The organism is Pseudomonas sp. TMB3-21, assembly GCF_054898145.1.
The window spans coordinates 5,648,005-5,672,191 of sequence record NZ_CM142718.1 but is presented as its reverse complement, the minus strand read 5'-3'; the positions used below and the strand labels follow the sequence as shown (position 1 = coordinate 5,672,191).

17 protein-coding genes and 5 pseudogenes are annotated in these 24,187 nt (G+C 59.0%); 9 read left to right on the top strand and 13 right to left on the bottom strand.

All coding sequences use genetic code 11. The annotated features are described in order from the left end of the window. Positions 1–10: 10 nt before the first annotated feature. Both ACYZTS_RS25955 and ACYZTS_RS25950 read left to right on the top strand, forming a co-directional pair. On the top strand, positions 11–205 hold the full coding sequence (locus ACYZTS_RS25955; protein WP_461996551.1) for a DUF4160 domain-containing protein: 195 nt from the start codon (positions 11–13) through the stop codon (positions 203–205). Continuing rightward, a complete protein-coding gene (locus ACYZTS_RS25950; RefSeq protein WP_461993051.1) occupies positions 193–696 on the top strand; it encodes a DUF2442 domain-containing protein in 504 nt (167 codons plus the stop codon). The genes ACYZTS_RS25955 and ACYZTS_RS25950 overlap by 13 nt, the downstream gene beginning before the upstream one ends. Here the strand turns inward: ACYZTS_RS25950 and ACYZTS_RS25945 are convergent. Then, positions 693–1,769: a DUF748 domain-containing protein gene (locus ACYZTS_RS25945; RefSeq protein ID WP_461993049.1), complete on the bottom strand. Its 1,077-nt coding sequence runs from the start codon at positions 1,767–1,769 to the stop codon at positions 693–695. The genes ACYZTS_RS25950 and ACYZTS_RS25945 overlap by 4 nt on opposite strands. Positions 1,770–1,895: 126 nt before the next feature. Between ACYZTS_RS25945 and cysK the strand changes: the two genes are divergently transcribed. Together cysK and ACYZTS_RS25935 are read left to right on the top strand one after the other, a co-directional pair. Beyond that, positions 1,896–2,873 (top strand): cysteine synthase A, encoded by a 978-nt coding sequence (gene cysK / locus ACYZTS_RS25940; RefSeq protein WP_028620819.1) that lies wholly within the window; start codon positions 1,896–1,898, stop codon positions 2,871–2,873. 207 nt (positions 2,874–3,080) lie between these two features. Next, complete coding sequence (locus tag ACYZTS_RS25935; RefSeq protein WP_461993047.1) at positions 3,081–4,019, top strand: aspartyl/asparaginyl beta-hydroxylase domain-containing protein; 939 nt, start codon at positions 3,081–3,083, stop codon at positions 4,017–4,019. A gap of 82 nt (positions 4,020–4,101) precedes the next feature. Here the strand turns inward: ACYZTS_RS25935 and ACYZTS_RS25930 are convergent, their stop codons facing one another. The 5 genes and pseudogenes from ACYZTS_RS25930 to ACYZTS_RS25910 form a co-directional block, all read right to left on the bottom strand. Then, the gene (locus tag ACYZTS_RS25930) at positions 4,102–4,578 is read right to left on the bottom strand and encodes a hypothetical protein (protein WP_461993045.1); all 477 of its coding nucleotides are present in this window, start codon (positions 4,576–4,578) and stop codon (positions 4,102–4,104) included. A 19-nt stretch (positions 4,579–4,597) separates the two neighbouring features. Next, positions 4,598–4,849, bottom strand: coding sequence for a bacteriocin immunity protein (locus tag ACYZTS_RS25925; protein ID WP_028620822.1), 252 nt, complete (start codon positions 4,847–4,849; stop codon positions 4,598–4,600). Positions 4,850–4,856: 7 nt separating this feature from the next. Next, a pseudogene (locus ACYZTS_RS25920) lies at positions 4,857–6,203 on the bottom strand (S-type pyocin domain-containing protein). A 179-nt stretch (positions 6,204–6,382) separates the two neighbouring features. Beyond that, positions 6,383–7,210: pseudogene (locus tag ACYZTS_RS25915) on the bottom strand (LysR family transcriptional regulator); the annotation flags it as partial. Beyond that, positions 7,201–7,284 (bottom strand): annotated as a pseudogene (locus ACYZTS_RS25910) (hypothetical protein); the annotation flags it as partial. The pseudogenes ACYZTS_RS25915 and ACYZTS_RS25910, both read right to left, overlap by 10 nt. Before the next feature lie 2 nt (positions 7,285–7,286). Here ACYZTS_RS25910 and ACYZTS_RS25905 point away from each other — a divergent pair. After that, positions 7,287–7,475 (top strand): annotated as a pseudogene (locus tag ACYZTS_RS25905) (aldehyde dehydrogenase (NADP(+))); the annotation flags it as partial. A 128-nt stretch (positions 7,476–7,603) separates the two neighbouring features. On the opposite strand, the gene ACYZTS_RS25900 reads toward ACYZTS_RS25905, so the two are convergent. Next, positions 7,604–8,509: a DMT family transporter gene (locus tag ACYZTS_RS25900; RefSeq protein WP_461993043.1), complete on the bottom strand. Its 906-nt coding sequence runs from the start codon at positions 8,507–8,509 to the stop codon at positions 7,604–7,606. 179 nt (positions 8,510–8,688) lie between these two features. On the opposite strand from ACYZTS_RS25900, the gene aceK reads away from it, so the two are divergent. The 3 genes from aceK (at position 8,689) to ACYZTS_RS25885 (ending at position 15,974) form a co-directional block, all read left to right on the top strand. After that, entirely contained in the window at positions 8,689–10,410 is a 1,722-nt protein-coding gene (gene aceK, locus ACYZTS_RS25895; RefSeq protein WP_461993041.1) for a bifunctional isocitrate dehydrogenase kinase/phosphatase, read from the top strand. A 190-nt stretch (positions 10,411–10,600) separates the two neighbouring features. Further along, on the top strand, positions 10,601–14,512 hold the full coding sequence (gene hrpA, locus ACYZTS_RS25890; protein WP_461993039.1) for an ATP-dependent RNA helicase HrpA: 3,912 nt from the start codon (positions 10,601–10,603) through the stop codon (positions 14,510–14,512). 340 nt (positions 14,513–14,852) lie between these two features. Continuing rightward, on the top strand, positions 14,853–15,974 hold the full coding sequence (locus tag ACYZTS_RS25885; protein ID WP_028624404.1) for a beta-ketoacyl-ACP synthase III: 1,122 nt from the start codon (positions 14,853–14,855) through the stop codon (positions 15,972–15,974). 368 nt (positions 15,975–16,342) lie between these two features. Here ACYZTS_RS25885 and ACYZTS_RS25880 read toward each other — a convergent pair whose 3' ends face one another. Then, positions 16,343–17,659: a putative porin gene (locus ACYZTS_RS25880; protein WP_028621588.1), complete on the bottom strand. Its 1,317-nt coding sequence runs from the start codon at positions 17,657–17,659 to the stop codon at positions 16,343–16,345. Positions 17,660–17,938: 279 nt separating this feature from the next. Here ACYZTS_RS25880 and ACYZTS_RS25875 point away from each other — a divergent pair, with 279 nt between their 5' ends. Continuing rightward, positions 17,939–19,063 (top strand): GNAT family N-acetyltransferase, encoded by a 1,125-nt coding sequence (locus tag ACYZTS_RS25875; protein WP_461993036.1) that lies wholly within the window; start codon positions 17,939–17,941, stop codon positions 19,061–19,063. 14 nt (positions 19,064–19,077) lie between these two features. On the opposite strand, the gene aqpZ is transcribed toward ACYZTS_RS25875, so the two are convergent. The 5 genes and pseudogenes from aqpZ to ACYZTS_RS25850 all read right to left on the bottom strand — a co-directional run bounded on the left by aqpZ (position 19,078) and on the right by ACYZTS_RS25850 (position 24,156). Then, the gene (gene aqpZ / locus ACYZTS_RS25870; protein ID WP_028621590.1) at positions 19,078–19,773 is read right to left on the bottom strand and encodes an aquaporin Z; all 696 of its coding nucleotides are present in this window, start codon (positions 19,771–19,773) and stop codon (positions 19,078–19,080) included. Between the two features lie 161 nt (positions 19,774–19,934). After that, positions 19,935–21,767: an ABC transporter ATP-binding protein gene (locus tag ACYZTS_RS25865; protein ID WP_461993034.1), complete on the bottom strand. Its 1,833-nt coding sequence runs from the start codon at positions 21,765–21,767 to the stop codon at positions 19,935–19,937. An 84-nt stretch (positions 21,768–21,851) separates the two neighbouring features. After that, a complete protein-coding gene (locus ACYZTS_RS25860; protein ID WP_461993032.1) occupies positions 21,852–22,409 on the bottom strand; it encodes a peptidylprolyl isomerase in 558 nt (185 codons plus the stop codon). Positions 22,410–22,412: 3 nt separating this feature from the next. Then, positions 22,413–23,218, bottom strand: a pseudogene (locus ACYZTS_RS25855) (alpha/beta fold hydrolase). Positions 23,219–23,232: 14 nt separating this feature from the next. Further along, a complete protein-coding gene (locus ACYZTS_RS25850) occupies positions 23,233–24,156 on the bottom strand; it encodes a LysR family transcriptional regulator (RefSeq protein WP_028621594.1) in 924 nt (307 codons plus the stop codon). Between the last annotated feature and the right edge of the window lie 31 nt (positions 24,157–24,187).

Here is a 24,187-nt window from a genome sequence, read left to right as displayed (position 1 = left end):
TACCTACCGCATTCAATTGCGCGAGAAAGGCCACCCGCCGCCCCATGTTCATCTGACCGGGGGAGGCGTGGATGTAATGCTTAGCCTGGAAACGGTGCAGGTCATTATTGGCAAGGCGCCGCCGTTGATCATCAAGGAAGCGCTGGCATGGGTCAGAGACCATCAGGCGCAATTGCTCGAGGACTGGAAACGATGCTACCCATGAAGAGACCGCGGTTGTCTGCGGTAGAGGCATTGCCGGACTATCGTCTGGCCCTGACGTTTATCGACGGTCAAAAGCTAATGCTCGATCTGAGGCGGGATCTGGAAGCTTATTCCGGATTACGACCGTTGCTGGACGAACATGTCTTCGAGGCGGCGATTTTGGGTGATGACGGCTGGAGCGTCGAATGGCCTCAGCAGGATATTCAGATCGGCGCCGACACCCTTTACCTGGACGCGCTCGCGCAAAACGCTGCAGATGACAACACCCGGATCTTCATTGACTGGCGCGCGAGAACCGGGTTGCCGCTGAACCAGGCGGCAGAGGCATTGGGCGTCAGCGCTCGGAGTATCACGCGTTACAGCAGCGGTCGGGAAGCCGTACCTCGTTCATTGGCGCTGGCTTGCCTGGGTTGGGACTGGTTGCAGCAGCAAGCTCAGCCGGCAAAAGCGGCCGAGGACACCGGCCGCTACACCGTCACCCGCAAACGTTAACCGGCATCCGGTTTCGGCCGCTCATAACGGGCATTGAATGCCTGCACAAAACCATTACGCAGAATCTGCAAAAACGCCTCAAACGCGTTGACGTCTTGCTGGTGCACATTGCCGCTCAGTTCAACGCGAGTGGCGAACTGGTTTTTCTGTTGGTTTTTGAGCACGGTTTCGGTGCCACCGACCAACGCTTCCCAGACAGAGCGGAACAAGCCTTTATTCTTGTTTTCGACATCCTGCTGCCAGTTGAAGACGTCTACATCACGCAACAGCGGTTTGATATAGCCCTTCAGTTGGGCATTGTTGGCTTCGGCTTCAATGACCACATCACCGTGGCCGGCATTAAAGTCGAATTTGCCATAGGCAGAAGCAAAGTCGTTCATGCGCTTGAGCTCAATGCCTCTGGCACGCAAGCGGAAATCGAAGTCTTCAAAGTCGCTCAACGGGTCGAATGTTGCCGTGGCTTCCAGCGGCGCATGTCCCAACAGCAAGGCCTTGCCTTCGAAGCGGGCATCGCGCTTGCCTTCGGTGTCGACGACGTTGGTCAGGTTGAAAATGCTCGCGTTGATCTGCGTCGCGTTCATGTTCACCGGGGGCTTGGAATTGAAATTGCGGAAGCTGACCTTGCCGTCGTTGATGCGCACCTCGTTCAGGGTGATCGGCGCCAGCTTGGCCAATTGTTCACGCCAGTCTGTGCCTTGACCCGTCTGGGAGTTCTGCTTGTTGGCGCCGCCGTCGACGAAGTTCACTTCAGGGTTAAAGAACTCTACTTCGGCCACCACAGCATGGTCATACCAGAGCGAGTGCCAGCTCACGGCCAGTTCGATCACTGGCGCATTGACGAAGGGCACCGGCACCTTGCCGTCGACTTTGACGATCTTCAGACCGTTGATCCTGTAAGCGCCGCGCCACAGGGCCAGATCGACGTCCGTCACCTGGCCACGGTAATCGCCCATGTCGGCCAGCTTGTCGTTCAGGTAATCCCGAACCAGATAAGGTAACGCGATATGCAGTGCGATCAGCAGCACGACGAGGCCGGCGAGGACCCACAGGGGCCAACTGTATCTACGTTTCATAATTGCAATTCTCCAGCGGTGTAAAAGCATTGACTGCGCTGTCGGCCGGACGTTCGACTGACTGGACGCCCACGGGCAACAGGCATACCGTTATGGGCTTCTCCAACGCTGTACAAGGACCCAGCCATGAGCCGTATCTTTGCTGACAATGCCCACTCCATCGGCAACACGCCGCTGGTCCAGATCAACCGTATCGCCCCGCGCGGTGTGACCATTCTGGCCAAGATCGAGGGGCGTAACCCCGGTTATTCGGTCAAGTGCCGGATCGGCGCCAACATGATCTGGGACGCCGAAAGTACCGGCAAACTCAAGCCTGGCATGACCATCGTCGAGCCGACCTCGGGCAACACCGGCATCGGCCTGGCGTTCGTCGCAGCCGCGCGCGGTTACAAATTGATGCTGACCATGCCAGCGTCCATGAGCATCGAACGGCGCAAGGTGCTTAAGGCCTTGGGCGCCGAACTGGTGCTGACCGAGCCGGCCAAGGGCATGAAGGGCGCCATCGAAAAGGCCGCCGAAATCGTCGCGAGCGACCCGTCCAGCTACTTCATGCCGGGCCAGTTCGATAACCCTGCAAACCCGGCGATCCACGAGAAAACCACCGGCCCTGAAATCTGGAACGATACCGACGGTGCCGTCGATGTATTGGTGGCGGGCGTGGGAACCGGCGGAACCATCACCGGTGTGTCGCGGTACATCAAGAATACGCAGGGCAAGCCGATTCTGTCGGTCGCGGTTGAGCCGGTGTCTTCCCCCGTTATCACCCAGGCGCGGGCGGGTGAGGAAATCAAGCCCATCGCACCGCACAAGGTCCAGGGCATCGGCGCCGGGTTTGTGCCGAAAAACCTCGATCTGTCGATGGTTGACCGGGTTGAGCTGGTCACTGATGAGGAGTCGAAGGCGATGGCCCTGCGCTTGATGCAGGAAGAAGGAATTCTGTGCGGCATCTCTTGCGGCGCTGCGATGGCAGTAGCCGTTCGATTGGCGGAAACGCCGGAAATGCAGGGCAAGACAATCGTAGTGATCCTGCCCGACTCGGGTGAGCGCTACCTGTCGAGCATGCTCTTCAGCGATCTGTTCACCGAGCAGGAGAACCAACAGTAACCGCGAACAGACGGTATTCGATGGGGGATTGATTTCACGTCAGCCCCCGTTCAGCCAGCCTGTGTTATCAAGAGCTTTATTGCGCTTTCATCAATACAGAATATGAAAAGAGCAGGTTATTCCGCCGGCCTTGAATGTCTATCATGGCCGGCTGCCGCGTCGGGTAAATGGCGTTGAGTAAAGTTGTAATTGATCAAGGAGTTGTTGATGAACGTTTCCCTTGCCGCGAAGGCGTCCGTGTTGCTGCTGTTTCTGGGCAGCACGCTGTATGTGCATTTGCGTGGCAAGGCGCGCTTACCGGTCCTGCGTCAGTTTGTTAACCATTCAGCGCTGTTTGCCCCCTACAACGCCTTGATGTATCTGTTCTCCCGTGTGCCCTCTGATCCCTATCTAGACCGCAGCAAATTCCCCGAACTTGATCTGCTCAAGGACAACTGGGAAGTGATCCGCGACGAGGCCATGCACCTGTTCGACGAGGGCTACATTCGCGCCGCCGAGAACAACAATGACGCCGGGTTCGGCTCATTCTTCAAAAAAGGCTGGAAGCGTTTTTATCTCAAGTGGTATGACAAACCGCTGCCGTCGGCCGAGGCGCTCTGCCCGAAAACCGTGGCATTGGTCAGCAGCATCCCCAACGTCAAGGGCGCCATGTTCGCCTTGCTCCCGGGCGGCAGCCATCTCAATCCGCATCGTGATCCGTTCGCCGGTTCACTGCGTTATCACCTGGGCCTGTCCACGCCGAACTCGGAAAACTGCCGCATCTTTGTCGATGGCCAGGAATACGCCTGGCGCGATGGCGAAGATGTGATGTTCGACGAGACTTACGTGCACTGGGTCAAGAACGAAACCGGGACAACCCGGGTGATCCTGTTTTGCGATGTGGAACGGCCGCTGAACACTCGTGTCATGACCCGCATCAACCGCTCGATCAGCACCTTCCTCGGCCGCGCCACCGCGCCGCAAAATGTCGAAGAAGAGCGGGTTGGCAGAATCAATCAGGTTTACGCGTGGAGTAAACGCTTCAGTGACACCTTCAGCGGCGCGGTCAAGCAGTGGAAACGTCGCCATTCCAAGGCGTACCGCGTGATGCGGCCGGTGCTCGCAGTGGTGGTGCTTACGTTGTTGGGGTATTGGTTGTTTGGGTAACGATTTTGCACAAAAAAACCGCTCGAATTGAGCGGTTTTTTATGTCTGGATTCTAGCGCCGTCCGGCACGCACGTTGACTTGTTAAAGCAACACATCTCTATCATTCAACGCAATTTCTATTACCTGCTCTGGCGATAATCTCTGCGAGTAATCCGCATCACCGAAGTATTCGTCTGGCCAGAAAATCAAATCGGATACGCGTTCATTGGGTATGTTGATTGCCAGCATGTTTAACCAAAAATCGATGTCATGCTCGGACCCATCGCACTCCATCACCCTTCGAGCGAGCTCTATCAGCTCATGCTTGGTTACATCTGCCACGCGCCGTTCATACGGTGTTGCTAAGACCTTGCGAACCCAAGTGTCGTGGTCCTGGCCTCCATAAATACCTTGAAAGTCGATGTACTCAAGCTGGGTCATGGCCTCTCGATTGAACGCGGCCAACTGCTCCCGAGTTTGTTCGGGATGTCCGCAATCAATTTGCTCAGACAATATCGTCAGCCGAGCGACTAAGGATTCATCCAGCAGCGGGGGCATCAAATCAGGGCGAAGTTCCATATGTTTTCTCACGATCCATTTAGTCTTTGAATCCCGGCAGGCCTTGGTCAGCACGCCAGTCTTTTACTGTTTTAGTAACGCCCTCGGCGGAGTTGTCCGCACCGGGTTCCGGATGGAAAATTAGGTCGTAGCCATCAGGATGGCCTGCAAGCCGACTGAATTTCTCAAGTAACTCGCCAAGCTCTTCGTCCGTACCGCCTTTGTTAACGATACGTATGTTCTTGATGAAGGCAATGAATGCGGCTTCGGTAAAATCAGAAATATTGTCCATGTTGTGTCTATTTCCTTCTGTGAAGATCAATGTGATTTCGTGGGGTGTTAACCCTCAAGTTATCCACGTCATATACCGCGCCGCCGTCTTTAATTAGTTCGACGTGGTGTATTTCATAGGTGACGCGTTTCCCCACCGAGTCCCTGAATCCAACAGTAGGGGCGTTCCCATTTAGAGCACGCGCCTGATCGTCCTCACTCAGCTGGCTAAATAGCTCAGGATCGTTGCTTACTGCCCTCCAGAACGCACCCCTGAAAGAATCGAAGCTGCTAAAGCCTTTGCCGCTGAGTTGGCTGGCAATTCTTGTTGGTATCGGGGCACCGAGTCCAGAACTCGCCCCAGCTAACCAGATGCCGGTCACGTCTTTTCCTTGCCCCGTCACGGTGCCGGGATCAAGGCGAACATTCATCACGATGTACAACGGCTGCACACCAGACCCAGCCGGGAACACCAGAATGAAATCTTTGTAAGCGTCTGGTTAAATCGGGCTGACGATGATGTTATCAGCCTGTTCGGTGGGCGGATAAATCCAGATCTGTGGCGCCTGTGGTGCGCCTTCTAATGCTGGAATCCCTGGGGTGCTGGACGGGTCGGTGGCGGGTGTCCATATCAAGGTTACGCCGTCACCAAAGTCAGCCACTTGCTGGGAGCCTCGGGCAGCGAACTGCACTACGGGGATCATTTCCCAATCACGCCGCTTCTGGGTGTTGTACCCGTAGCCCTTTAAGGTGCCATCGGCCTGCTGCTCAACGGTTAGTCGGACACGTGTGCGTCCTACTTTGAGCGACTGGAGCTGTTCTTCTGTGTATAGGCTGCTGTCGCCCAAACTGGATGGCCACAGCAATGCAACCACTCCCGCCAATGCACCAGCAGCAACACCCGTGATAGCACCGGACGCCACAGCACCGGCCGTATACAAACCGCTACAAGACACACCGCCAGCGGTGGCAGTAGCAGCGCCGCCTAATAAAAGTGTTCCCAAAGAGGCAGGTAGGGTGCCACTGATTTTCTTGAGAGGAATGTTTCCTTGTGCATCGGTTTCAAACCCACCCAGCAAGGCAAACTCGCCATATCGGCTAATCGCATCGGTGGGAATAGCTGCGCTGGGGCTGGTGTAGTTAATGGCCCCGTCTGGCAGCGTGCAACTCTTGGCGAAGACGCATCCGTGTGGGGCCACTTCATCTCGCTTCTTGATCGCACTCCTACGTGCGTCGGCTTCTCGCTCGTTTCTTTCGTTCGCCGCCAGTGTTCTGTTCCAAGCCGCCTGCGCTGCCTGAGTCGCCTCGGCATGTAGCCGGTTGCCGTCTCGCCCATTACATCCCAGATAATTCGGAAACAGGTTTTCAACCGCCATAGCACCCCCTGTGCAAACTGACGATCCATGTCTCGCCGTTTAGATGCCGGAGGACACTACGCCATGCTGGTTTGGGGTGTATGTAGGACGGTTCCCAAGTTTATGAAAAGTTGATCCGGATAACATCGACAGGACTCACGGTGCACGCCTTCCTTGATGGGAACGCGAGTGTTGAACCCTCATTTGCTCAACGCATGCTCCGCGCGCACCGAATTCATGAACGCCTGCATCGCCGACGACTGAATGCGATGGCGCCGGGTGATCAGGCCGAACGGTGGCAGACGCGCTTCGAATTTGATCGGCAACACCGCGAGCAACTCGCGCCCGGGATAATCCTCGACCACCGACACCGGCGTGACGCCCAGCATGTCGGTCTGCTGCACCAACGACAGCAAGGTCATGATCGAAGTGGTTTCGACGATGCTGCTAGGGATGTCGACCCGCGCATTGTGGAACACCTGATTGATGATCGCGCGCATTGGGCTTGGGTGTTGTTGCAGCACCCAGGTCATGTTCTGCAACTCTGCCCAGCTCAGGTGTGTTTCCTTAGTCAGCGGATTTTGCGCACCGGCGATCACGCACAAGGCTTCTTCGCCGAGGCTGTCGAACAGCAGTTCTTCGGCCCGAGCACCAGCAGGAATTCGTCCCAGCACAATGTCCAGCTGATCTTGCAGTAAGGCTTGCACCAGCACGTCGCTGGTGTCGACCTGGATGCTCATCGACAGGCGTGGATGACTTTGCTTCAGGGTGGCGATGGTGCGCGTCAACAAGCCCGAGGCGAGGGCCGGGATGGCGCCGACCGCGACCCGGCCAAGGTTGCCGGATTCGAGCGCCACCAGCTCTTCGCGCATGCCACTGAGTTCGGCGAAGACCATGCGGGCGTAGTACGTGACGGTTTCCCCGAACGGGGTAGGGCGCATGCCACGGGGCAGACGCTCGAAGAGTTCAACGCCGAGCAGGTCCTCGGCTTCATGCAGCATCTTGGTGGCGGCCGGTTCAAAATCACCATCGGCGTGATGCGCGCATGCTCGCCGCGAAACACCAGGCCTTCCTCGATAGTGCAGAGGATTTCACCGATGCCGCGGGCCCTATCCGGCGACGTCGGATGCGCGCGGGACGTCAGTGGGGACGCTGGCGATCGATCGATTCCTGCGGCCGGTGTGCTTCCAGAATTATCCGGATGGGTTGCTGCCGCAGGCTTTGCAGAATGCCAATCCGCTGGGGATTCGGCGGTTGGTGGACGGGGAGGTGAGTGCTTCGGCCTTGTTGTGACTGGGCTGACGCCATCGCTGGCAAGCCAGCTCCTACAGTGTTTCAGGTGTATCAGGATTTTGTGAGCACTTCCGATCCCCTGTGGGAGCTGGCTTGCCAGCGATGGCGTCTAGAGCCTCACCGCATGATTAACCGGCCACCCCAACCGGCTTCACCACCGCAGGCTTCAACACCAGCCACAACGCCGCCCCGATCAACACCCCGCCATAGATATGCGCCATCGATAACGGCTCATCCAGCAGCAGCGCGCCCCACAACACGCCGAACGGCGGAATCAGGAAAGTCGTGGTCATTGACTTCACCGGCCCGATCGAACTGAGCAGACGGAAATAAATGATGTACGCCAGCGCGGTACACATCAGCCCCAACCCCAGCAGCGACAGCCAGACACTCCAGCCGCCCCAGCTCGCTGGCGGCTGAGTGATCACGCTGTAGCCGAACAGCGGCAACAGGAACAGCGTTGCTCCGAGCATGCTGCCCACCGCCGAAAGTCGACTGTCCAGACCACCGGCCTGATCCAGCCAGCGCCGCGCAAGAAAACCGGCAAAACCGTAGCAAGTGGTCGCGAGCAGGCAGGCGAGGGCGCCCATCAGCAGTTCCATGTCGAACGCCACCGGCCCGGCGCGCGTCAGGATGCCCACCCCGAACAGTCCCAGACTCACCCCGCCAAGTTTGGCTGCAGTGAGTTTTTCATGGAAGAACAGGCCGCCGATCAACACGCCCATCAGCGGCGTCGTCGCATTGAAAATCGCCGAGTAACCGGCGGGCAGCACTTGCGCTGCCACGGAGTACAGGGTCGCCGGGATGCCGGAGTTGATCACCCCCAGCAACATCACGGTCTTGAGTTTGCCTTTGAAATCCCAACTGATGCGCATCAGGCCGAGGATCACCAGCAAGCCGGCCGCCGCAATCGACACGCGGAAAAACGCGGTTGGCACTGTGCCGATGACCGGCGCGATGATGCGCATGAACAGGAAGCTCGCGCCCCAGATCGCTGCCAGCGACAGTAATCGGACAATATCGACAGGGCTCACAGTGCACTCCTTCCTTGATGGGGACGAGAGTGTTGCTGAGTGTGTCTTCTATCGCAACCGAAAAACGAGCATTCAACTTCCCAGGACCGCGCCTGTAACGCGCCGCAAAAATTCCCCTTCTCCTGCACCCGGTTCACTGGCTAAGCTCAGGGCTCAAGAATTCCCGCAGAGGTCTCACCATGCCGCAGCAATGGCCAGCCACCGACATCGCCCGCAGGATCCTCGATGGCTTTGACGATTACCGCGAGCATTTCCGGCAGATCACCGACGGCGCCCGGGCGCGGTTCGAGCAAGCGCAATGGCAGGAGGCGCAAACGGCCTCGGCAGCGCGCATAAGCCTGTACGAAGAAAAAGTCGGCGAGACCGTTGGACGGCTGCGCGAAGCTTTTGAAACCGACACGTTGATGGACGTCAGTTGCTGGCCATTGGTCAAAAGCGCCTATATCAGCCTGATCGATCTGCGCTTCGACGATGAGTTGTCCGAGACCTGGTACAACTCGATCTTCTGCGTGCTGTTCAGCCACGACCTGATCAGCGACGGCTGCATGTTCATCCACACCACCCGGCCGAGCCTGCGCCGGGCCCGCGCTGCGCAAACCCGAACCTACAAGCCTCAGGGTCAATTGTCGGTGATGCTGGCAAGCATTTTTGCCGACTACCGTTTCAGCGAGGACTACGCCGACTTGCCAGGCGACCTCAGCCGCCTCGAAACGCAACTGCGCGAGAACCTGCCGGACTGGGTCTGCAAAGACCCTGAGCTGAGCGTCGAACTGTTTTCCTCGGTGCTCTACCGCAACAAAGGCGCGTACCTGGTCGGGCGGATTTACACCCGGGACGAACAGTGGCCGCTGGTAATACCGCTGCTGCACCGTGAAGGGCGCGGGATTCAGATCGATGCGCTGATCACCGATGAAGCGGACGTGTCGATCATTTTCTCGTTCACGCGCTCCTATTTCATGGTCGACGTGCCGGTGCCGGCAGAGTTCATCGGTTTCCTGCGGCGCATCCTGCCGGGCAAGCACATTGCCGAGCTGTACACCTCGATCGGTTTCTACAAGCACGGTAAATCGGAGTTTTATCGCGCGCTGATCAATCATCTGGCCAATACCGACGACCAGTTCATCATGGCCCCCGGCGTGCGCGGCATGGTCATGAGCGTGTTCACCCTGCCGGGTTTCAACACCGTGTTCAAAATCATCAAGGACCGTTTCTCTCCGTCGAAAAACGTCGACCGCGCCACGGTGATCGAGAAGTACCGGTTGGTGAAAAGCGTTGATCGGGTGGGGCGCATGGCCGATACCCAGGAGTTCGCCGATTTTCGATTTCCGCTGAGCAAGTTCCAACCGGCGTGTCTGGAGGAGTTGCTGGAAGTCGCCGCGTCCACGGTGTCGGTTGAAGGCGACACGGTGTTGATCCGCCACTGCTGGACCGAGCGGCGGATGACACCGCTCAACCTTTATCTGGAAAACGCCAACGAAGCGCAGGTGCGCGAGGCGCTGGAGGATTATGGACTGGCGATCAAGCAGCTGGCCGCGGCGAATATTTTTCCCGGCGACATGCTGCTGAAGAATTTCGGCGTAACCCGTCACGGCCGCGTGGTGTTTTACGACTACGACGAAATCTGTTTCCTGACCGAAGCCAACTTCCGCCACATCCCGCAGCCGCGCACGCCGGAGGATGAGATGGCGTCGGAGCCGTGGTATTCGATCGGGCCGCTGGATGTGTTCCCTGAGGAGTTTCCGCCGTTTTTGTTTGCCGACTCGGGGCAGCGCAAGTTGTTTGATCAGTTGCATGGCGAGTTGTACAACGCCGATTACTGGAAAAGCCTGCAGGCGGCGATCCGAGAGGGGAAGGTGATCGACGTATTCCCGTATCGGCGCAAGGGCCGGGATACCGAGTAGGAATTTGCGTCCGCTGCGCGGCCGAATCGCGAGCAGGCTCTCTCCCACAGTGGATCTACAGAGAGCCGGTAAACTGGCGGCGTCGCAGTCAAGTGTGGGAGCGAGCCTGCTCGCGATTCGGCCGCGCAGCGGTCGTAAAATCTGCGACAATCGCACCTCTGCGCCACTAGACGACTGAATTGCGTACCCGATGACCGACGAATCGCCCTCCATCGACACACTGCTGAAAAACCTCGATCACGCCATGCTCGCCGACCGCCACCGGCTGCGGCGGCAGTTGCTTGAGCTGCGCAAGAAACCCGATGAGGCCAGGCTGGCCCAGTGGGTCGCGCGCATGCAGGCATCCTGTGATCAGGTGTTGGCGCGGCGGGCCAGCCTGCCGGTGGTGCGTTATGACGACAGCCTGCCGATCGCCGCCAAGCGCGACGAGATCAAAGCGGCGCTGCTCAAGCATCAGGTGCTGATCATCGCCGGCGAAACCGGTTCGGGTAAAACGACTCAGTTGCCGAAGATCTGCCTGGAAATCGGTCGCGGCCAGCATGGCCTGATCGGCCACACCCAGCCGCGTCGAATTGCAGCGCGCAGTGTCGCCAGCCGGGTCGCCGAAGAACTTGGCACGCCGCTGGGCGCGCTGGTCGGTTATCAGGTGCGGTTCGAGGATCAGAGCGATTCCAACACCCTGATCAAACTGATGACCGACGGCATTCTGCTCGCGGAAACCCAGAATGATCGCTACCTCGAACGCTACGACACGATCATCGTCGACGAAGCCCACGAACGCAGCCTCAACATCGACTTCCTGCTCGGTTACCTGAAAACCCTGCTGCCGCGTCGCCCGGACCTGAAAGTCATCATCACCTCGGCCACCATCGACCTGGAGCGCTTTTCCAGGCATTTCGACGATGCGCCGATTGTCGAAGTCTCCGGCCGCACTTTCCCGGTGGAAACCTGGTACCGCCCGTTGACGCTGGAGCAGGACGAAGAGGGCAACCGCGTCGAGGATGACCTGACCGTGGATCAGGCTATCCTTGCCACCCTCGACGAAATCGCCGCGTTCGAACGCAGCGAGCGCAAGAGCCCCGGCGACGTGCTGGTGTTCCTGCCCGGCGAGCGCGAAATTCGCGACGCCGCTGACATGCTGCGCAAGGCCCAGCTCAAACACACCGAAATTCTGCCGCTGTACGCGCGTTTGTCGCCGGCCGAACAGCAGCGAATTTTCCAGTCGCACCCGGGCCGTCGTGTCGTGTTGGCGACCAACGTCGCGGAAACCTCGCTGACCGTGCCCGGCATTCGCTACGTGATCGACAGCGGCACCGCGCGCATCAGCCGTTACAGCTACCGCGCCAAGGTCCAGCGTCTGCCGATCGAAGCCATTTCCCAGGCCAGCGCCAATCAGCGTAAAGGTCGCTGCGGCCGGGTTGAACCGGGCATTTGCGTGCGCCTGTTCAGTGAAGAAGATTTCCTCGGGCGCCCGGAATTTACCGATCCGGAAATTCTGCGCACCAACCTCGCTGCGGTGATCCTGCAAATGCTGCATTTGCGTCTCGGCGAGATTACTGATTTCCCGTTCATCGAGCCGCCGGACGGCAAAGCGATCAGCGACGGATTTAACCTGCTGCAAGAGCTGTCGGCAGTGGACCGCAACAGCCAACTGACCCCGCTCGGTCGTCAGTTGGCGCGGCTGCCGGTCGACCCGCGCATGGGTCGCATGCTGCTGGAGGCGGCCAAGCTCGGCAGCCTGCAGGAAGTGCTGATCGTCGCCAGTGCCATGTCGATTCAGGACCCGCGCGAGCGTCCGCCGGAGCGTCAGCAAGCGGCGGATCAGGCGCACGCACAATGGAAAGACATCGATTCGGACTTCGCCGGGCTGGTCAATTTGTGGCGCGGTTTCGAAGAGCAGCGCCAGGCGCTGACCGCGAGCCCGCTGCGTAATTGGTGCCGCAAGAATTTCCTCAATTACCTGCGGCTGCGCGAATGGCGCGACTCGCACCGTCAACTGAGCCTGATCTGCCGCGACATGCAGTTGAGCCTGAATAAAGAACCGGCGGATTACCCGAAACTGCACAAAGCCGTGCTGTCCGGATTGCTCAGCCAGATCGGGCAGAAAACCGAGGATGGCGATTACCTCGGTGCTCGGCAGCGGCGCTTCTGGATTCATCCGTCATCGGGCCTGGGCAAAAAGCGCCCGCAATGGCTGATGACTGCGGAACTGGTGGAAACCACCAAGCTCTATGCGCGCATGGTTGCCAAGATCGATGCCGACTGGATCGAGCCACTGGCCGGGCACCTGATCAAGAAAAACCACTTTGAACCGCATTGGGAGAAGAAGCGCGGCCAGGTCGTCGCGTTCGAGCAAATCACTCTGTTCGGGCTGATCGTGGTCGGTCGGCGGCCGGTGCATTACGGCCCGATCGACCCGGTGGTGTCGCGCGAGTTTTTCATTCGCGAAGGCCTGGTGCGCGGTGAAATTCAGTCCAGGGCCAAATGCCTGACGGCCAACAAACAGTTGCTCGAACAGCTCGACGAACTGGAAGCCAAGGCCCGTCGCCGTGACATTCTGGCGGACGAAGAAACCCTGTTCGCGTTTTACGACGCGCGCCTGCCGGCGGAGATTCACCAGACCGCGACGTTCGACAGCTGGTATCGGGTCAACAGCCAGAAAGATCCGCAACTGCTGATCATGCGCGAAGAAGACGTGCTGGCCCGCGAGGCCAGTGAAGTCACCGCGCAGCATTATCCGGACACCTTGCACATCGGTGATCTGGAACTGGCGCTCAGTTACCATTTCGAACCGAACCACCCGCGTGACGGCGTGACTCTGCGCGTGCCGGCGCCATTGCTGCCGATGCTGCCGCCGGAACGTCTGGACTGGCTGGTGCCCGGCGTCATCGAAGCCAAGTGCATTGCACTGGTGCGCAACCTGCCGAAGGCACTGCGCAAAAACTTTGTGCCGGTGCCGGATTTCGTCAAAGCCGCGTTGCAGCGCATGACATTCGCCGAGGGTTCGCTGCCGCAAGCGTTGGGCCGTGAACTGCTGCGCATGACCGGTGCACGGGTCAGCGATGAAGCCTGGGCCGAAGCAGCGCAACAGGTGGACAGCCATTTGCGGATGAACCTGGAAATCGTCGACGGCCAGGGCAAGTTTCTCGGTGAAGGTCGCGATCTGGCCGAGTTGACCGCGCGTTTCGCCGAGGCCAGTCAAGCTGCGCTGGCAGTGCCGCAAACCGCGAAAAGTCAGCAGCCGGTGGAGGCGAAAGTCTTCGCGGCGGTGGCGGAAAAAACCCAGCAGAAGATCGCCGGGCTGTCGATGACGGTGTATCCGGCGCTGGTGGAAGAAGCAGGCACGGTCAAGGAAGGGCGTTTTTCTACTCCGGCCGAAGCCGAGTTCCAGCACCGTCGCGCCTTGCAACGTTTGCTCATGCAGCAATTGGCGGAACCGGCAAAATTCCTCCGTGGCAAGCTGCCGGGTCTGACGGAACTGGGCCTGATGTACCGCGAGTTGGGCCGCATCGACAGCCTGGTGGAAGACATTTTGCTGGCCAGCCTCGACAGCTGCATCCTTGAGGGCGAAGACCCGCTGCCGCGTGACGGCGCCGGTTTGGCGGCGCTGGCCGAACGCAAGCGCGGCGGCTGGACGGAGCACGCCGAGCGGCTGGCGAAGCTGACGCTGGAGATTCTCAAGCTGTGGCACGGCCTGCAAAAACGCTTCAAGGGCAAGATCGACCTGGCGCAAGCCGTTGCTCTGAACGACATCAAGCAGCAGCTGAGCCATTTGGTGTACCCGGGTTTTGTCCGGGAAACGCCAATGCAGTGGCTCAAGGAGCTGCCGCGTTATCTCAAAGCCATCGAGCAGCGTTTCGAAAAACTCGGCGCGCAGGTGCAGAAGGACCGGGTCTGGAGCGGCGAATTGTCCGGTCTGTGGGCGCAATACCAGGCTCGCGCGAGCAAACATGCGCAGGAAGGCAAACGCGATCCGCAGCTTGAGTTGTATCGCTGGTGGCTGGAAGAATACCGGGTATCGCTGTTTGCCCAGCAGTTGGGAACCAAGGTGCCGATCTCGGATAAGCGGTTGAGCAAGCAGTGGAGTCAGGTAGAGCCGTAGGCCCGAGGCTTGCGCAAAACCTGTGGGAGTGAGCCTGCTCGCGATGGGGCCATCACATTCAACATCTGTGTTGCATGTCAGGGCGCCATCGCGAGCAGGCTCGCTCCCACAGGTTTTTGTTTCGCCTGTTGATGGGATTCAGCCAGCAAATAGGGCGAAAACCCAACGTTTATGGCAAACTTCGCGCCTATAAACGCCGGTCCCGCTGTTTTGAGCCTTCGGCGGTTCGGACGGATCGGAATAAGCGATGCCTTGCGTGCTTCCGCCACGGGAGCAGCCCATTTGTGTGTTGGTACGTCGGTGCCAGCGCTTTCTGCCTGAACAGATTAGAGAAACGACCATGCATAACGTCGTCATCAGCGGCACCGGCCTCTACACCCCGGCCAATAGCATCTCCAATGAAGAGCTGGTGCAGTCTTTCAACGCCTATGTCGCGCTGTTCAATGCCGACAATGCTGACGCCATCGCGCGTGGCGAAGTGGAAGCATTGACCGAGTCCAGCGCGGCGTTTATCGAAAAAGCCTCCGGCATCAAAAGCCGCTTCGTCATGGACAAGGACGGCATTCTGGATCCGCAGCGCATGGCGCCGCGTCTGCCGGAGCGCTCCAATGACGAATGGTCGGTGCTCTGCCAGATGGCCATCGGCGCCGCCGAGCAAGCCTTGCAGCGTGCCGGCAAGACCGCCGCTGATATCGATGGCGTGATCGTCGCCTGCTCCAATCTGCAACGCGCCTACCCGGCCATCGCCATCGAAGTCCAGGAAGCGCTGGGCATCGAAGGTTTCGGTTTCGACATGAACGTCGCCTGCTCCTCGGCGACCTTCGGCATTCAGGCTGCGGCCAACAGCGTGCAACTTGGCCAGGCCCGGGCAGTGCTCATGGTCAACCCGGAAGTCTGCACCGGCCACCTGAACTTTCGTGACCGCGACAGCCACTTCATCTTCGGCGACGCTGCCACCGCAGTGATCATCGAACGCGCCGACCTGGCGACGTCCGCTTACCAGTTCGACGTGGTCAGCACCAAATTGCTGACCAAGTTCTCCAACAACATCCGCAACAACTTCGGCTTCCTCAACCGCGCGGCGGAAGAGGGCATCGGCTCGAAGGACAAACTGTTCGTGCAGGAAGGTCGCAAGGTGTTCAAGGAAGTCTGCCCGATGGTTGCCGAGCTGATCGCTGCGCACCTGGAAGAGAATCAGCTGAACGTCGGCGACGTGAAACGCTTCTGGCTGCACCAGGCTAACCTGAGCATGAACCACCTGATCGTGAAGAAGCTGTTGGGGCGCGAAGCCACCGAAGAAGAAGCGCCGGTGATTCTCGACACCTACGCCAACACCAGTTCTGCGGGTTCGGTGATCGCGTTTCACAAAAACCAGGATGACCTGGCCGCCGGTTCGCTGGCAGTGCTCAGCTCGTTCGGCGCCGGTTATTCGATTGGTAGCGTGATTCTGCGTAAGCGTTGATTTAATGGGCGCTTCATTGCCACAGATGTCTCTGTGGCGAGGGGGCTTGCCTGTGGCGAGGGGGCTTGCCCCCGTTGGACTGCGAAGCAGTCCCAGAATATGCCATTCAAAACATCTGTAACTTCCTGTTTACCAGTATTGGGACCGCTCCGCGCTCCAACGGGGGCAAGCCCCCTCGCCACAGATCATCCCCTGTCACAGATCATCCCCTGCCACAGATAAATCCCCTGCCACAGAATCTCACCGCAGGGGTTTTACAAGCACAAAAAAACTCGCGCTGCTGCATCGGTCAGATCAAGGACCGTCACACCAGCGCGAGTTTGTGAAAGCAGCCCAGGCATCCTTACCCAGGCTGTATTACCGCTAAATCAGAACTTGGCTTCAGCATCCAGTTGCAGGGTGTTGATTTTCGAGTCCCGCAGCGTGGCGTTGGTGTAGTCGGATTTTGCCATCAGGTAAGTCGCGCCCAGCGAGAAGTTCTTGTCCAGCTCGTAGCTGACTTTGAACTTGCTGCCACGCGAACCGGTGAAACCGTTGGCGAAGTCAGAGTCGGTGAACGCGCCGACCACAGCGTTACGCTGCACGTCGCGATAGTTGTAGTCCAGACCGAAGCCGTAGATCTTGGACTTCACACCGGCCAGCCAGCCCATGTCCTGATCGTTGCTGGCATCGTCGTTATTGACCACCTGACCGTACAACGACAGAGGCATTGGCAGACCGCCGATGTCGAGCTGGCCGAAGCCTTCGTACAATTTGAATTCTTCGTTCGGGCTGTTGCCGTTGATTGCCAGTGCGGCAGGGATGGTGGTGCCACCAGCGGTGATGTCGTCGTCGTTGTCGTAGCCGTAAACGCTGCCGCCCACGGTCAGCTTCAGGCTGTCAGTGATCGCGAAGCGAGCGCCCAACTGGCCTGCGTACAGACGCAGGTCGTGCTTGAACTGCACGCCGTCGCCGTCGACGTTGTCCTTGAGGGTGTAGTGACCGGCGCTGCCGAACAGCTCGGTGCTGCCGCCCAGTGGATATTTATAGGTGACCGCCAGGCCTTCCGGGCTGATGTCTGTGTCCCAGATGATGTCGCCCATGCTCACCCATTGCTGAGGCATCTTGCCGCCAACGATGTGCAGGTTTTTGATCGCATCCGGGTGGTAGTCGACGTAACCCTGGTCGAGCCAGATGGTCTTCTTGTCGAAGTAGTTGTCCAGGCTCTGGTTGGTGGAACGCGCGTCGTCGTTGTTACCGGTGGCAATACGGATGCCGGTGTCGACTTGCGGATTGATCTCGGTGTAAGCACCCAGACGGGCACGAACGCGTTGACGATCCTGGTCGCGGTTGTTCGACACGCCATCGTTCTTGACCGTCTCCTGACGGAAGCGCACGTCACCCTTGAACTGGGTCTTGGCGGCCCACGCCAGTTTCTGGTCGAAGTTGCTCAGTTCATTGGTCTTCTTCGCAGTGGCGGCTATTTGCTCGTTGGTCTCTTGCTGAGCCTGGCGGGCAATCTGCTGCTCTTTCTGATCGCGAGCGAGCTCGGCTTGCAGTTCGCTGTGCTGAGCGGCGCTGATCGAGCCGTTCGCCCGGAGCATGTCGAGCAGTTTGGCGTCGACTGCGGCGCTGGCCGGAACGCTAAGGGCCAGGAGCAGACCGCCACACAGGACCGCCGCAGTTTTCGTGGAAGCAAGACGCATATCAATCTCCGAAGATGAAGAGGATGAGGAATCATCCAAGGCACAACCGACCGTTGTCGGACGGAAAACAGTGGCCGGGTTAGAACCCGACGCTCTAAAAACTGGCGTCAGTATCGCGATGGTTTATGACAAAGCGGTGGCAAACTGATGGCGTCTCGATGACGATGTTGCGCGTCGGTGAACTTTTGCCCAGGGGCTCTGTCGCCGGAAGGGAGGTGTCTAAACAGCGCTGATAGGCGATACTCGCCGGGCTGCCATATGATGAAACGGAAGGTATCGATGCCATTGCAACGTCTGGAAAACATGTCCGATATCGGCGCGCACACATGGGACGCCCTGGTGCCAGAGGCTCAGCCGTTCCTGCGGCATGCTTTTTTGAGTTCGCTGGAAGACAGTGGCAGCGTGGGTCCGCACTCCGGCTGGCAGCCTGAACATCTGCTGCACATGGAAGGCGGGCGCCTGATTGCGGCGTTGCCCAGCTACCGCAAATGGCATTCCTATGGCGAGTACGTGTTCGACCACGCCTGGGCCGACGCCTGCGAACGTGCCGGCATTGACTACTACCCCAAATTGCTGGCGGCAGTGCCGTTCAGCCCGGTCAGCGGGCCGCGCCTGCTGGCGGCTACGGTTGAGGACGGGTTCGAGCTGCTGAAGAGCATCCCGGGGTACCTGGAAATCGAAGAGCTCTCCAGCGCCCACATCAATTTCACCGACCCGTTCACCGACGCCGCACTCGCCGAGCAATCGGGTTGGTTGCAGCGCATCGGCTGTCAATACCATTGGCACAATCGCGGTTACCGGGACTTTCAGGATTTCCTCGACGTGCTCAGCTCGCGCAAGCGCAAACAAATGCGTAAAGAACGTGAGCAAGTGGCGGGGCAGGGGATTGAGTTCGAATGGCTCGAAGGCCGGCAGCTGGATCAGGCGCAGTGGGATTTCGTTTACGCCTGTTACGCCAATACTTACGCGATACGTCGGCAACGGCCGTACCTGACGCGAGAATTTTTCAGCCTGTTGGCCGAGCGCATGCCCGAAGCGATTCGCGTTGTGTTGGCCAAACAAGGCTCACGCCCGGTGGCCATGGCCTTCAGTCTGGTGGGTGGCGACAATTTTTATGGCCGGTATTGGGGTTGCCTGGCCGAATTCGATCGCTTGCATTTCGAGACGTGTTTTTATCAGGGAATGGATTACGCCATCGCCAACGGTTTTCAGCGCTTCGATGCCGGAGCGCAAGGCGAGCACAAATTGATTCGCGGATTCGAGCCGGTGATCACCCATTCCTGGCATTACCTGCGCCATCCCGGACTGAAAGGGGCGGTAAAGGATTTCCTGCAGGAGGAGCGGATCGGGGTGCTGGCGTACGCCGAAGAGGCGCGGACGGCCTTGCCCTATCGGCAAGGCTGAGCCGCGTCTTCGTATCAGGTGCCTTCTTTGCCCAGCCATCGATACGTGACGCCACCGATTACCGCTCCGATGAGCGGCGCGACCCAGAACATCCACAGCTGTGCAATGGCCCAGCCCCCGACGATGACGGCCGGGCCCGTGCTGCGTGCCGGGTTGACCGAAGTGTTGGTGATCGGAATCGAGATCAGGTGGATCAGCGTCAAAGCCAAACCGATGGCAATGGGTGCCAGACCCGCGGGGGCTCGCTTGTCGGTGGCGCCAAGGATGATCAGCACAAACATCGCGGTCATCACCAGCTCACAGACGAAGCCTGTTGCCAGCGAATACTTGCCTGGCGAGTGTTCACCATAACCATTGGACGCGAGACCTGCGGAGAGATCAAAGCCTTCCTTGCCGCTGGCGATGAAGTAGATCAATGCAGCAGCAACGATGCCGCCAATGATCTGGGCAATGATGTAAGCGGGCAACTCCCTTGCCGGGAAGCGCCCCCCGACGGACAAACCGACCGAGACAGCCGGGTTGAGATGGCAACCGGAAATGTGCCCAATGGCAAATGCCATCGTCAGCACTGTAAGACCGAATGCCAAAGATACGCCTAACACACCGATACCCAACGGAGAGGACGCGGCCAGCACCGCACTGCCGCAACCTCCCAACACCAACCAGAACGTACCTAACAACTCAGTAACTGAACGTTTGAACAGCGACATGAGAGCGTCCTTGACAGGCTTCCCTGTCCCGACCGTAGCGAATAATGCATCCTGCAGACTTACTACAAGCTCATATCCAGAACCTTGGCTCAGTACAGCAGGCTTTTTGCAAAATTCTAGCGAGTAATCGACGTGCAATCGATGTTCACGCTGCTGTGCAGTCAATCAATACCCACAAACCCGCCTGTCTGGTGCTGCCACAACCGCGCATACAATCCGCCATGCGCCAGCAGCTCGGCGTGGGTGCCGGATTCGGCGATGCGGCCTTTTTCCAGAACCACAAGGCGGTCCATGCGGGCGATGGTTGAAAGACGGTGGGCAATTGCGATCACGGTTTTGCCCTGCATCAGGGTCTCCAGACTTTCCTGAATCGCGGCTTCCACTTCCGAGTCCAGCGCCGAGGTGGCTTCGTCCATGATCAGGATCGGCGCATCCTTGAGCAGCACTCGCGCAATGGCGATGCGCTGGCGCTGACCGCCGGAAAGTTTCACTCCGCGCTCACCCACGTGCGCGTCAAAACCGGTGCGACCTTCGGCGTCCGACAGCAACGGGATGAACTCGTCGGCGCGAGCCTTGTGCACCGCCTCCCAGAGTTCTGCGTCGGTGGCGTCGGGTTTGCCGTACAAGAGATTGTCGCGAATCGAGCGATGCAGCAGCGACGTGTCCTGAGTGATCATGCCGATGCGCTCGCGCAGGCTTTCCTGGCTCACCTCGGCGATGTTCTGTCCATCAATGACGATCTGCCCGCCTTGCACGTCATAGAGGCGTAGCAGCAGATTGACCAAAGTCGATTTGCCGGCACCGGACGGGCCGATCAAGCCGATTTTTTCACCGGGTTTGATCGTCAGATTGAGGTCGCCGATGATCCCGCTCTTCTTGCCGTAGTGGAAATCCACCTGCTCGAAACGCACTTCGCCGCGGGCCACGGCCAGCGGTTTGGCCTGCTCGCGATCGGTGACGCTGACCGGTTGCGAAATGGTCTGCAAACCGTCCTGCACCATGCCGATGTTTTCAAAGATGCCGGTCACCACCCACATGATCCAGCCGGACATGTTGACTATGCGAATCACCAGACCGGTCGCCAGCGCGATGGCACCGACGGTGATCAGCGACTGCGTCCACAGCCATAACGCCAGGCCCGTGGTGCCGACGATCAGCAAGCCGTTCATGCTGGTGACCACGAAGTCCATGCTGGTGACGACGCGGCCGGCGAGTTGCGCCTTGACCGTCTGCTCTTCGATGGCTTCCTTGGCGTACTGCTGCTCGAAATTGGTGTGCGCGAACAGCTTCAGCGTGGTGATGTTGGTGTAGCCGTCGACGATTCGCCCCATCAATTTGGAGCGCGCTTCCGAGGACACCACCGAACGTTCCTTGACCCGCGGCACGAAGTAGCAGAGGGCGCCGATGTAGGCGGCGATCCAGGTCAGCAGCGGGATAATCAGGCGCCAGTCGGCTTCAGCAAACAACACCAGTGCACTGATCGCGTAGATCAATACGTGCCACAGCGCATCCACGGCCTGCACGGCGGAATCGCGCAACGAGTTGCCGGTCTGCATGATGCGTTGGGCGATGCGCCCGGCGAAATCGTTCTGGAAAAAATTCAGGCTCTGCTTGAGCACGTAACTGTGGTTTTGCCAGCGGATCATGCTGGTCATGCTGGGGCTCAGAGTCTGGTGCACCAGCAAGTCATGCAGGCCGACGAAGACCGGGCGCAAGATCAACGCCACCACCGCCATCCACGCCAGTTCCAGGCCATGGACCTTGAAGAAGTCAGCGTTCGGCGTGCCTTGGGTCAGGTCGATGATGCGGCTCAGGTAACTGAACAGCGCGACTTCGATCAATGCACCGAACAGGCCGACGGTGAGCAGGACGGCGAAGCTCGGCCAGACCTGCTTCAGGTAGTAGGTGTAGAAGGGGAAAACCCGATCGGGTGGCGCGGCGGTAGGGGCGTCGCGGAAGATGTCGATCAGTTTTTCGAAACGGCGATAAAGCATCAGTTCTCCGCCCGCGTACGGGCTCTCCATTGAACAATTGAGCGGCGGCGCCACGCGCCTGCCGCTCAGAACATCCTGCGTAACTTAGTCGATGCGCTTGGCCGACTTGATGAACACAGGATCAGCCGGTACGTCTTTCATGCCGCCACGGGTGGTGGTCGGCGAGTTGACGATGATGTCGACCACGTCCATGCCTTTGACCACTTTGCCGAATACCGCGTAGCCATCACCCTGGTCGAGGAAATCGTTGTCCTTGACGTTGATGAAGAACTGGCTGGTGGCCGAATCCGGCGCCGAGGTGCGAGCCATGGAGAGCGTGCCACGGACGTTATGCAGGCCATTTTTCGATTCGTTCTTGATCGCAGATTTGGTTTCTTTCTGCTGCATCTCCTTGGTGAAACCACCGCCCTGAACCATGAAGCCAGGAATCACACGGTGAAAAATCGTGTTGTTGTAAAAGCCTTTATCGACGTACTCCAGGAAGTTCTTGGTACTGATCGGTGCCTTGACTGCATCCAGTTCGATTTCGATCTGGCCGTTGGTGGTTTCCAGCAACACGTGCGGCGCTTTGGCGGGCGTGGCGGCCATCAGGTTGGCGGCGAACAGAACGGAGCCGGCGACGAAGGCGATTTTTTTCAGCATGGGTCAGTGATCCTGATTGAGGTTTTATCGACTGCGGTGAGGAACTCGAGCAGTGTCTGGTTGAAGCGTTCGGGTTGATCCAGCGGGGTGGCATGGCGCGAATCGGCGATGACCACCAGCCGCGCATCGGGCAGCAGTTTTACATAGGTTTCTTTCAGCGACACCGGGGTGTAGTCCTGGTCTGCGCAGATAATGAGGGTTGGACAGGACACCTTGGAAAGTCGTTCCTGAACACCCCAGCCGACGATCGCATCGAAGCTGGAGAGATAAGCATGTTTGTCATTTTTTGCCCAGCGCTCGGTCATCTTTTGCCGCAAATCCGCCTGCTCGGGTTTGGGGAATAGCTTGCCAGCCAGTGCTTTGCCGACCGTGTGCAGGCTGAGCACGCGCATCAGGCTCCAGCGCTTGAACCACTGCCAGTAATCATCGCGGCTGCGCAGTTTGACTTCGGGTCCGCTGTTTACAATGCACAGGCTCTTGAGCATTTGCGGCTGATCCACGGCCAGTTGAAAACCGATCATTCCGCCCATCGAAAGCCCGACGTAATGCACCGGGCCCAGGTTCAAATGTTCGATCAGGGCGATCAGGTCGGCGCTGAAACCGGCGATGCTGTAGCGCTCGCGGGGTTTGTCCGAACGGCCATGGCCGCGTACATCCGGCACGATCACCCGATAATGGGCGGCCAGCGCCGGGATCTGCATTTCCCAGTCCAGGGTGCTGGAACCCAGCCCATGAACCAGCAGCAACGGCGTACCGTGGCCGTATTCCTCGTAGTGCAGGTTGCAACCTTCGTGTTCGAAATAGGCCATGCATTCACTCCATGTCAGGCTTGTTCAGGGGCGGCAAAAGGCGCATCCAGCGGCGCAGTGTCGAAGGTGCGCAGCAGTTCGATCAGGATCTGCGTCGCCGGGCCCAGCGGTTTGTCCTTGTTCGAATAAAGATAGAAGCTCGGATTACGGCTGCCGCCCTGATCCAACGGTAGCAGCTTGAGCGTGCCTTCCCGCAGTTCCCGTTCGATCATGTGCCGCGGCAACCAGGCAAACCCCAGGCCGCTGCTGACAAATGTCGCGGCGGTGGCCAGGCTGCCGACGGTCCAGCGCTGTTCCGCTCCGAGCCAGCCGACATCGCGCGGTTGCTGGCGGCCGGAGTCGCGAATCACCACCTGCATCTGACTTTCCAGGTCCTGGAAATTCAGCTCCCGGTTCAAGCGATGCAGGGCGTGTTCGGGGTGCGCAACGGCGACGAATTCGACATCGCTCAGTTCCGCGCCCAAGTAACCGGGAATGCTGAAGCCGGTGATCGCCAGGTCCGCGACACCTTCGAGCAGAACTTCTTCGACGCCCGACAACACTTCCTCGCGCAACCGCACGCGACAGCCGCGGCTCTGCGGCATGAAAGCGGTCAGGGCCCGTACCAGCCGCGCGCTTGGGTAGGCGGCGTCGACCACCAGCCGCACTTCCGCTTCCCAACCTTGTTCCATGTGATGGGCCAGGTCCTCCAGTTGACTGGCCTGTTTCACCAGTTGCCGGGAGCGGCGCAGCAGCACGCCGCCCGCTTCGGTGAGCACGGCTTTGCGCCCGTCGATGCGCAGCAATGGCACACCGAGTTGATCCTGCATGCGCGCAACGGTGTAGCTGACCGATGACTGCGAGCGATGCAGCGCTTCGGCCGCCTGGGCGAAACCGCCATGATCGACCACGGCTTGCAACGTTCGCCATTGATCGAGGGTCACGCGGGGCGCTTTCATGAATAGCTCCTCTTGTCTAAGCTGGCAGTCC

Excerpts from the sequence above, each read along its gene's own strand:
- ACYZTS_RS25865 (WP_461993034.1), bottom strand. The coding sequence starts at position 21,767 with ATGCTTTATCGCCGTTTCGAAAAACTGATCGACATCTTCCGCGACGCC.
- ACYZTS_RS25875 (WP_461993036.1), top strand. The coding sequence starts at position 17,939 with ATGCCATTGCAACGTCTGGAAAACATGTCCGATATCGGCGCGCACACA.
- aceK (WP_461993041.1), top strand. The coding sequence starts at position 8,689 with ATGCCGCAGCAATGGCCAGCCACCGACATCGCCCGCAGGATCCTCGAT.
- cysK (WP_028620819.1), top strand. The coding sequence starts at position 1,896 with ATGAGCCGTATCTTTGCTGACAATGCCCACTCCATCGGCAACACGCCG.
- ACYZTS_RS25935 (WP_461993047.1), top strand. The coding sequence starts at position 3,081 with ATGAACGTTTCCCTTGCCGCGAAGGCGTCCGTGTTGCTGCTGTTTCTG.
- ACYZTS_RS25925 (WP_028620822.1), bottom strand. The coding sequence starts at position 4,849 with ATGGACAATATTTCTGATTTTACCGAAGCCGCATTCATTGCCTTCATC.
- ACYZTS_RS25950 (WP_461993051.1), top strand. The coding sequence starts at position 193 with ATGCTACCCATGAAGAGACCGCGGTTGTCTGCGGTAGAGGCATTGCCG.
- ACYZTS_RS25850 (WP_028621594.1), bottom strand. The coding sequence starts at position 24,156 with ATGAAAGCGCCCCGCGTGACCCTCGATCAATGGCGAACGTTGCAAGCC.
- hrpA (WP_461993039.1), top strand. The coding sequence starts at position 10,601 with ATGACCGACGAATCGCCCTCCATCGACACACTGCTGAAAAACCTCGAT.
- ACYZTS_RS25860 (WP_461993032.1), bottom strand. The coding sequence starts at position 22,409 with ATGCTGAAAAAAATCGCCTTCGTCGCCGGCTCCGTTCTGTTCGCCGCC.
- ACYZTS_RS25880 (WP_028621588.1), bottom strand. The coding sequence starts at position 17,659 with ATGCGTCTTGCTTCCACGAAAACTGCGGCGGTCCTGTGTGGCGGTCTG.
- aqpZ (WP_028621590.1), bottom strand. The coding sequence starts at position 19,773 with ATGTCGCTGTTCAAACGTTCAGTTACTGAGTTGTTAGGTACGTTCTGG.
- ACYZTS_RS25930 (WP_461993045.1), bottom strand. The coding sequence starts at position 4,578 with ATGGAACTTCGCCCTGATTTGATGCCCCCGCTGCTGGATGAATCCTTA.
- ACYZTS_RS25885 (WP_028624404.1), top strand. The coding sequence starts at position 14,853 with ATGCATAACGTCGTCATCAGCGGCACCGGCCTCTACACCCCGGCCAAT.
- ACYZTS_RS25945 (WP_461993049.1), bottom strand. The coding sequence starts at position 1,769 with ATGAAACGTAGATACAGTTGGCCCCTGTGGGTCCTCGCCGGCCTCGTC.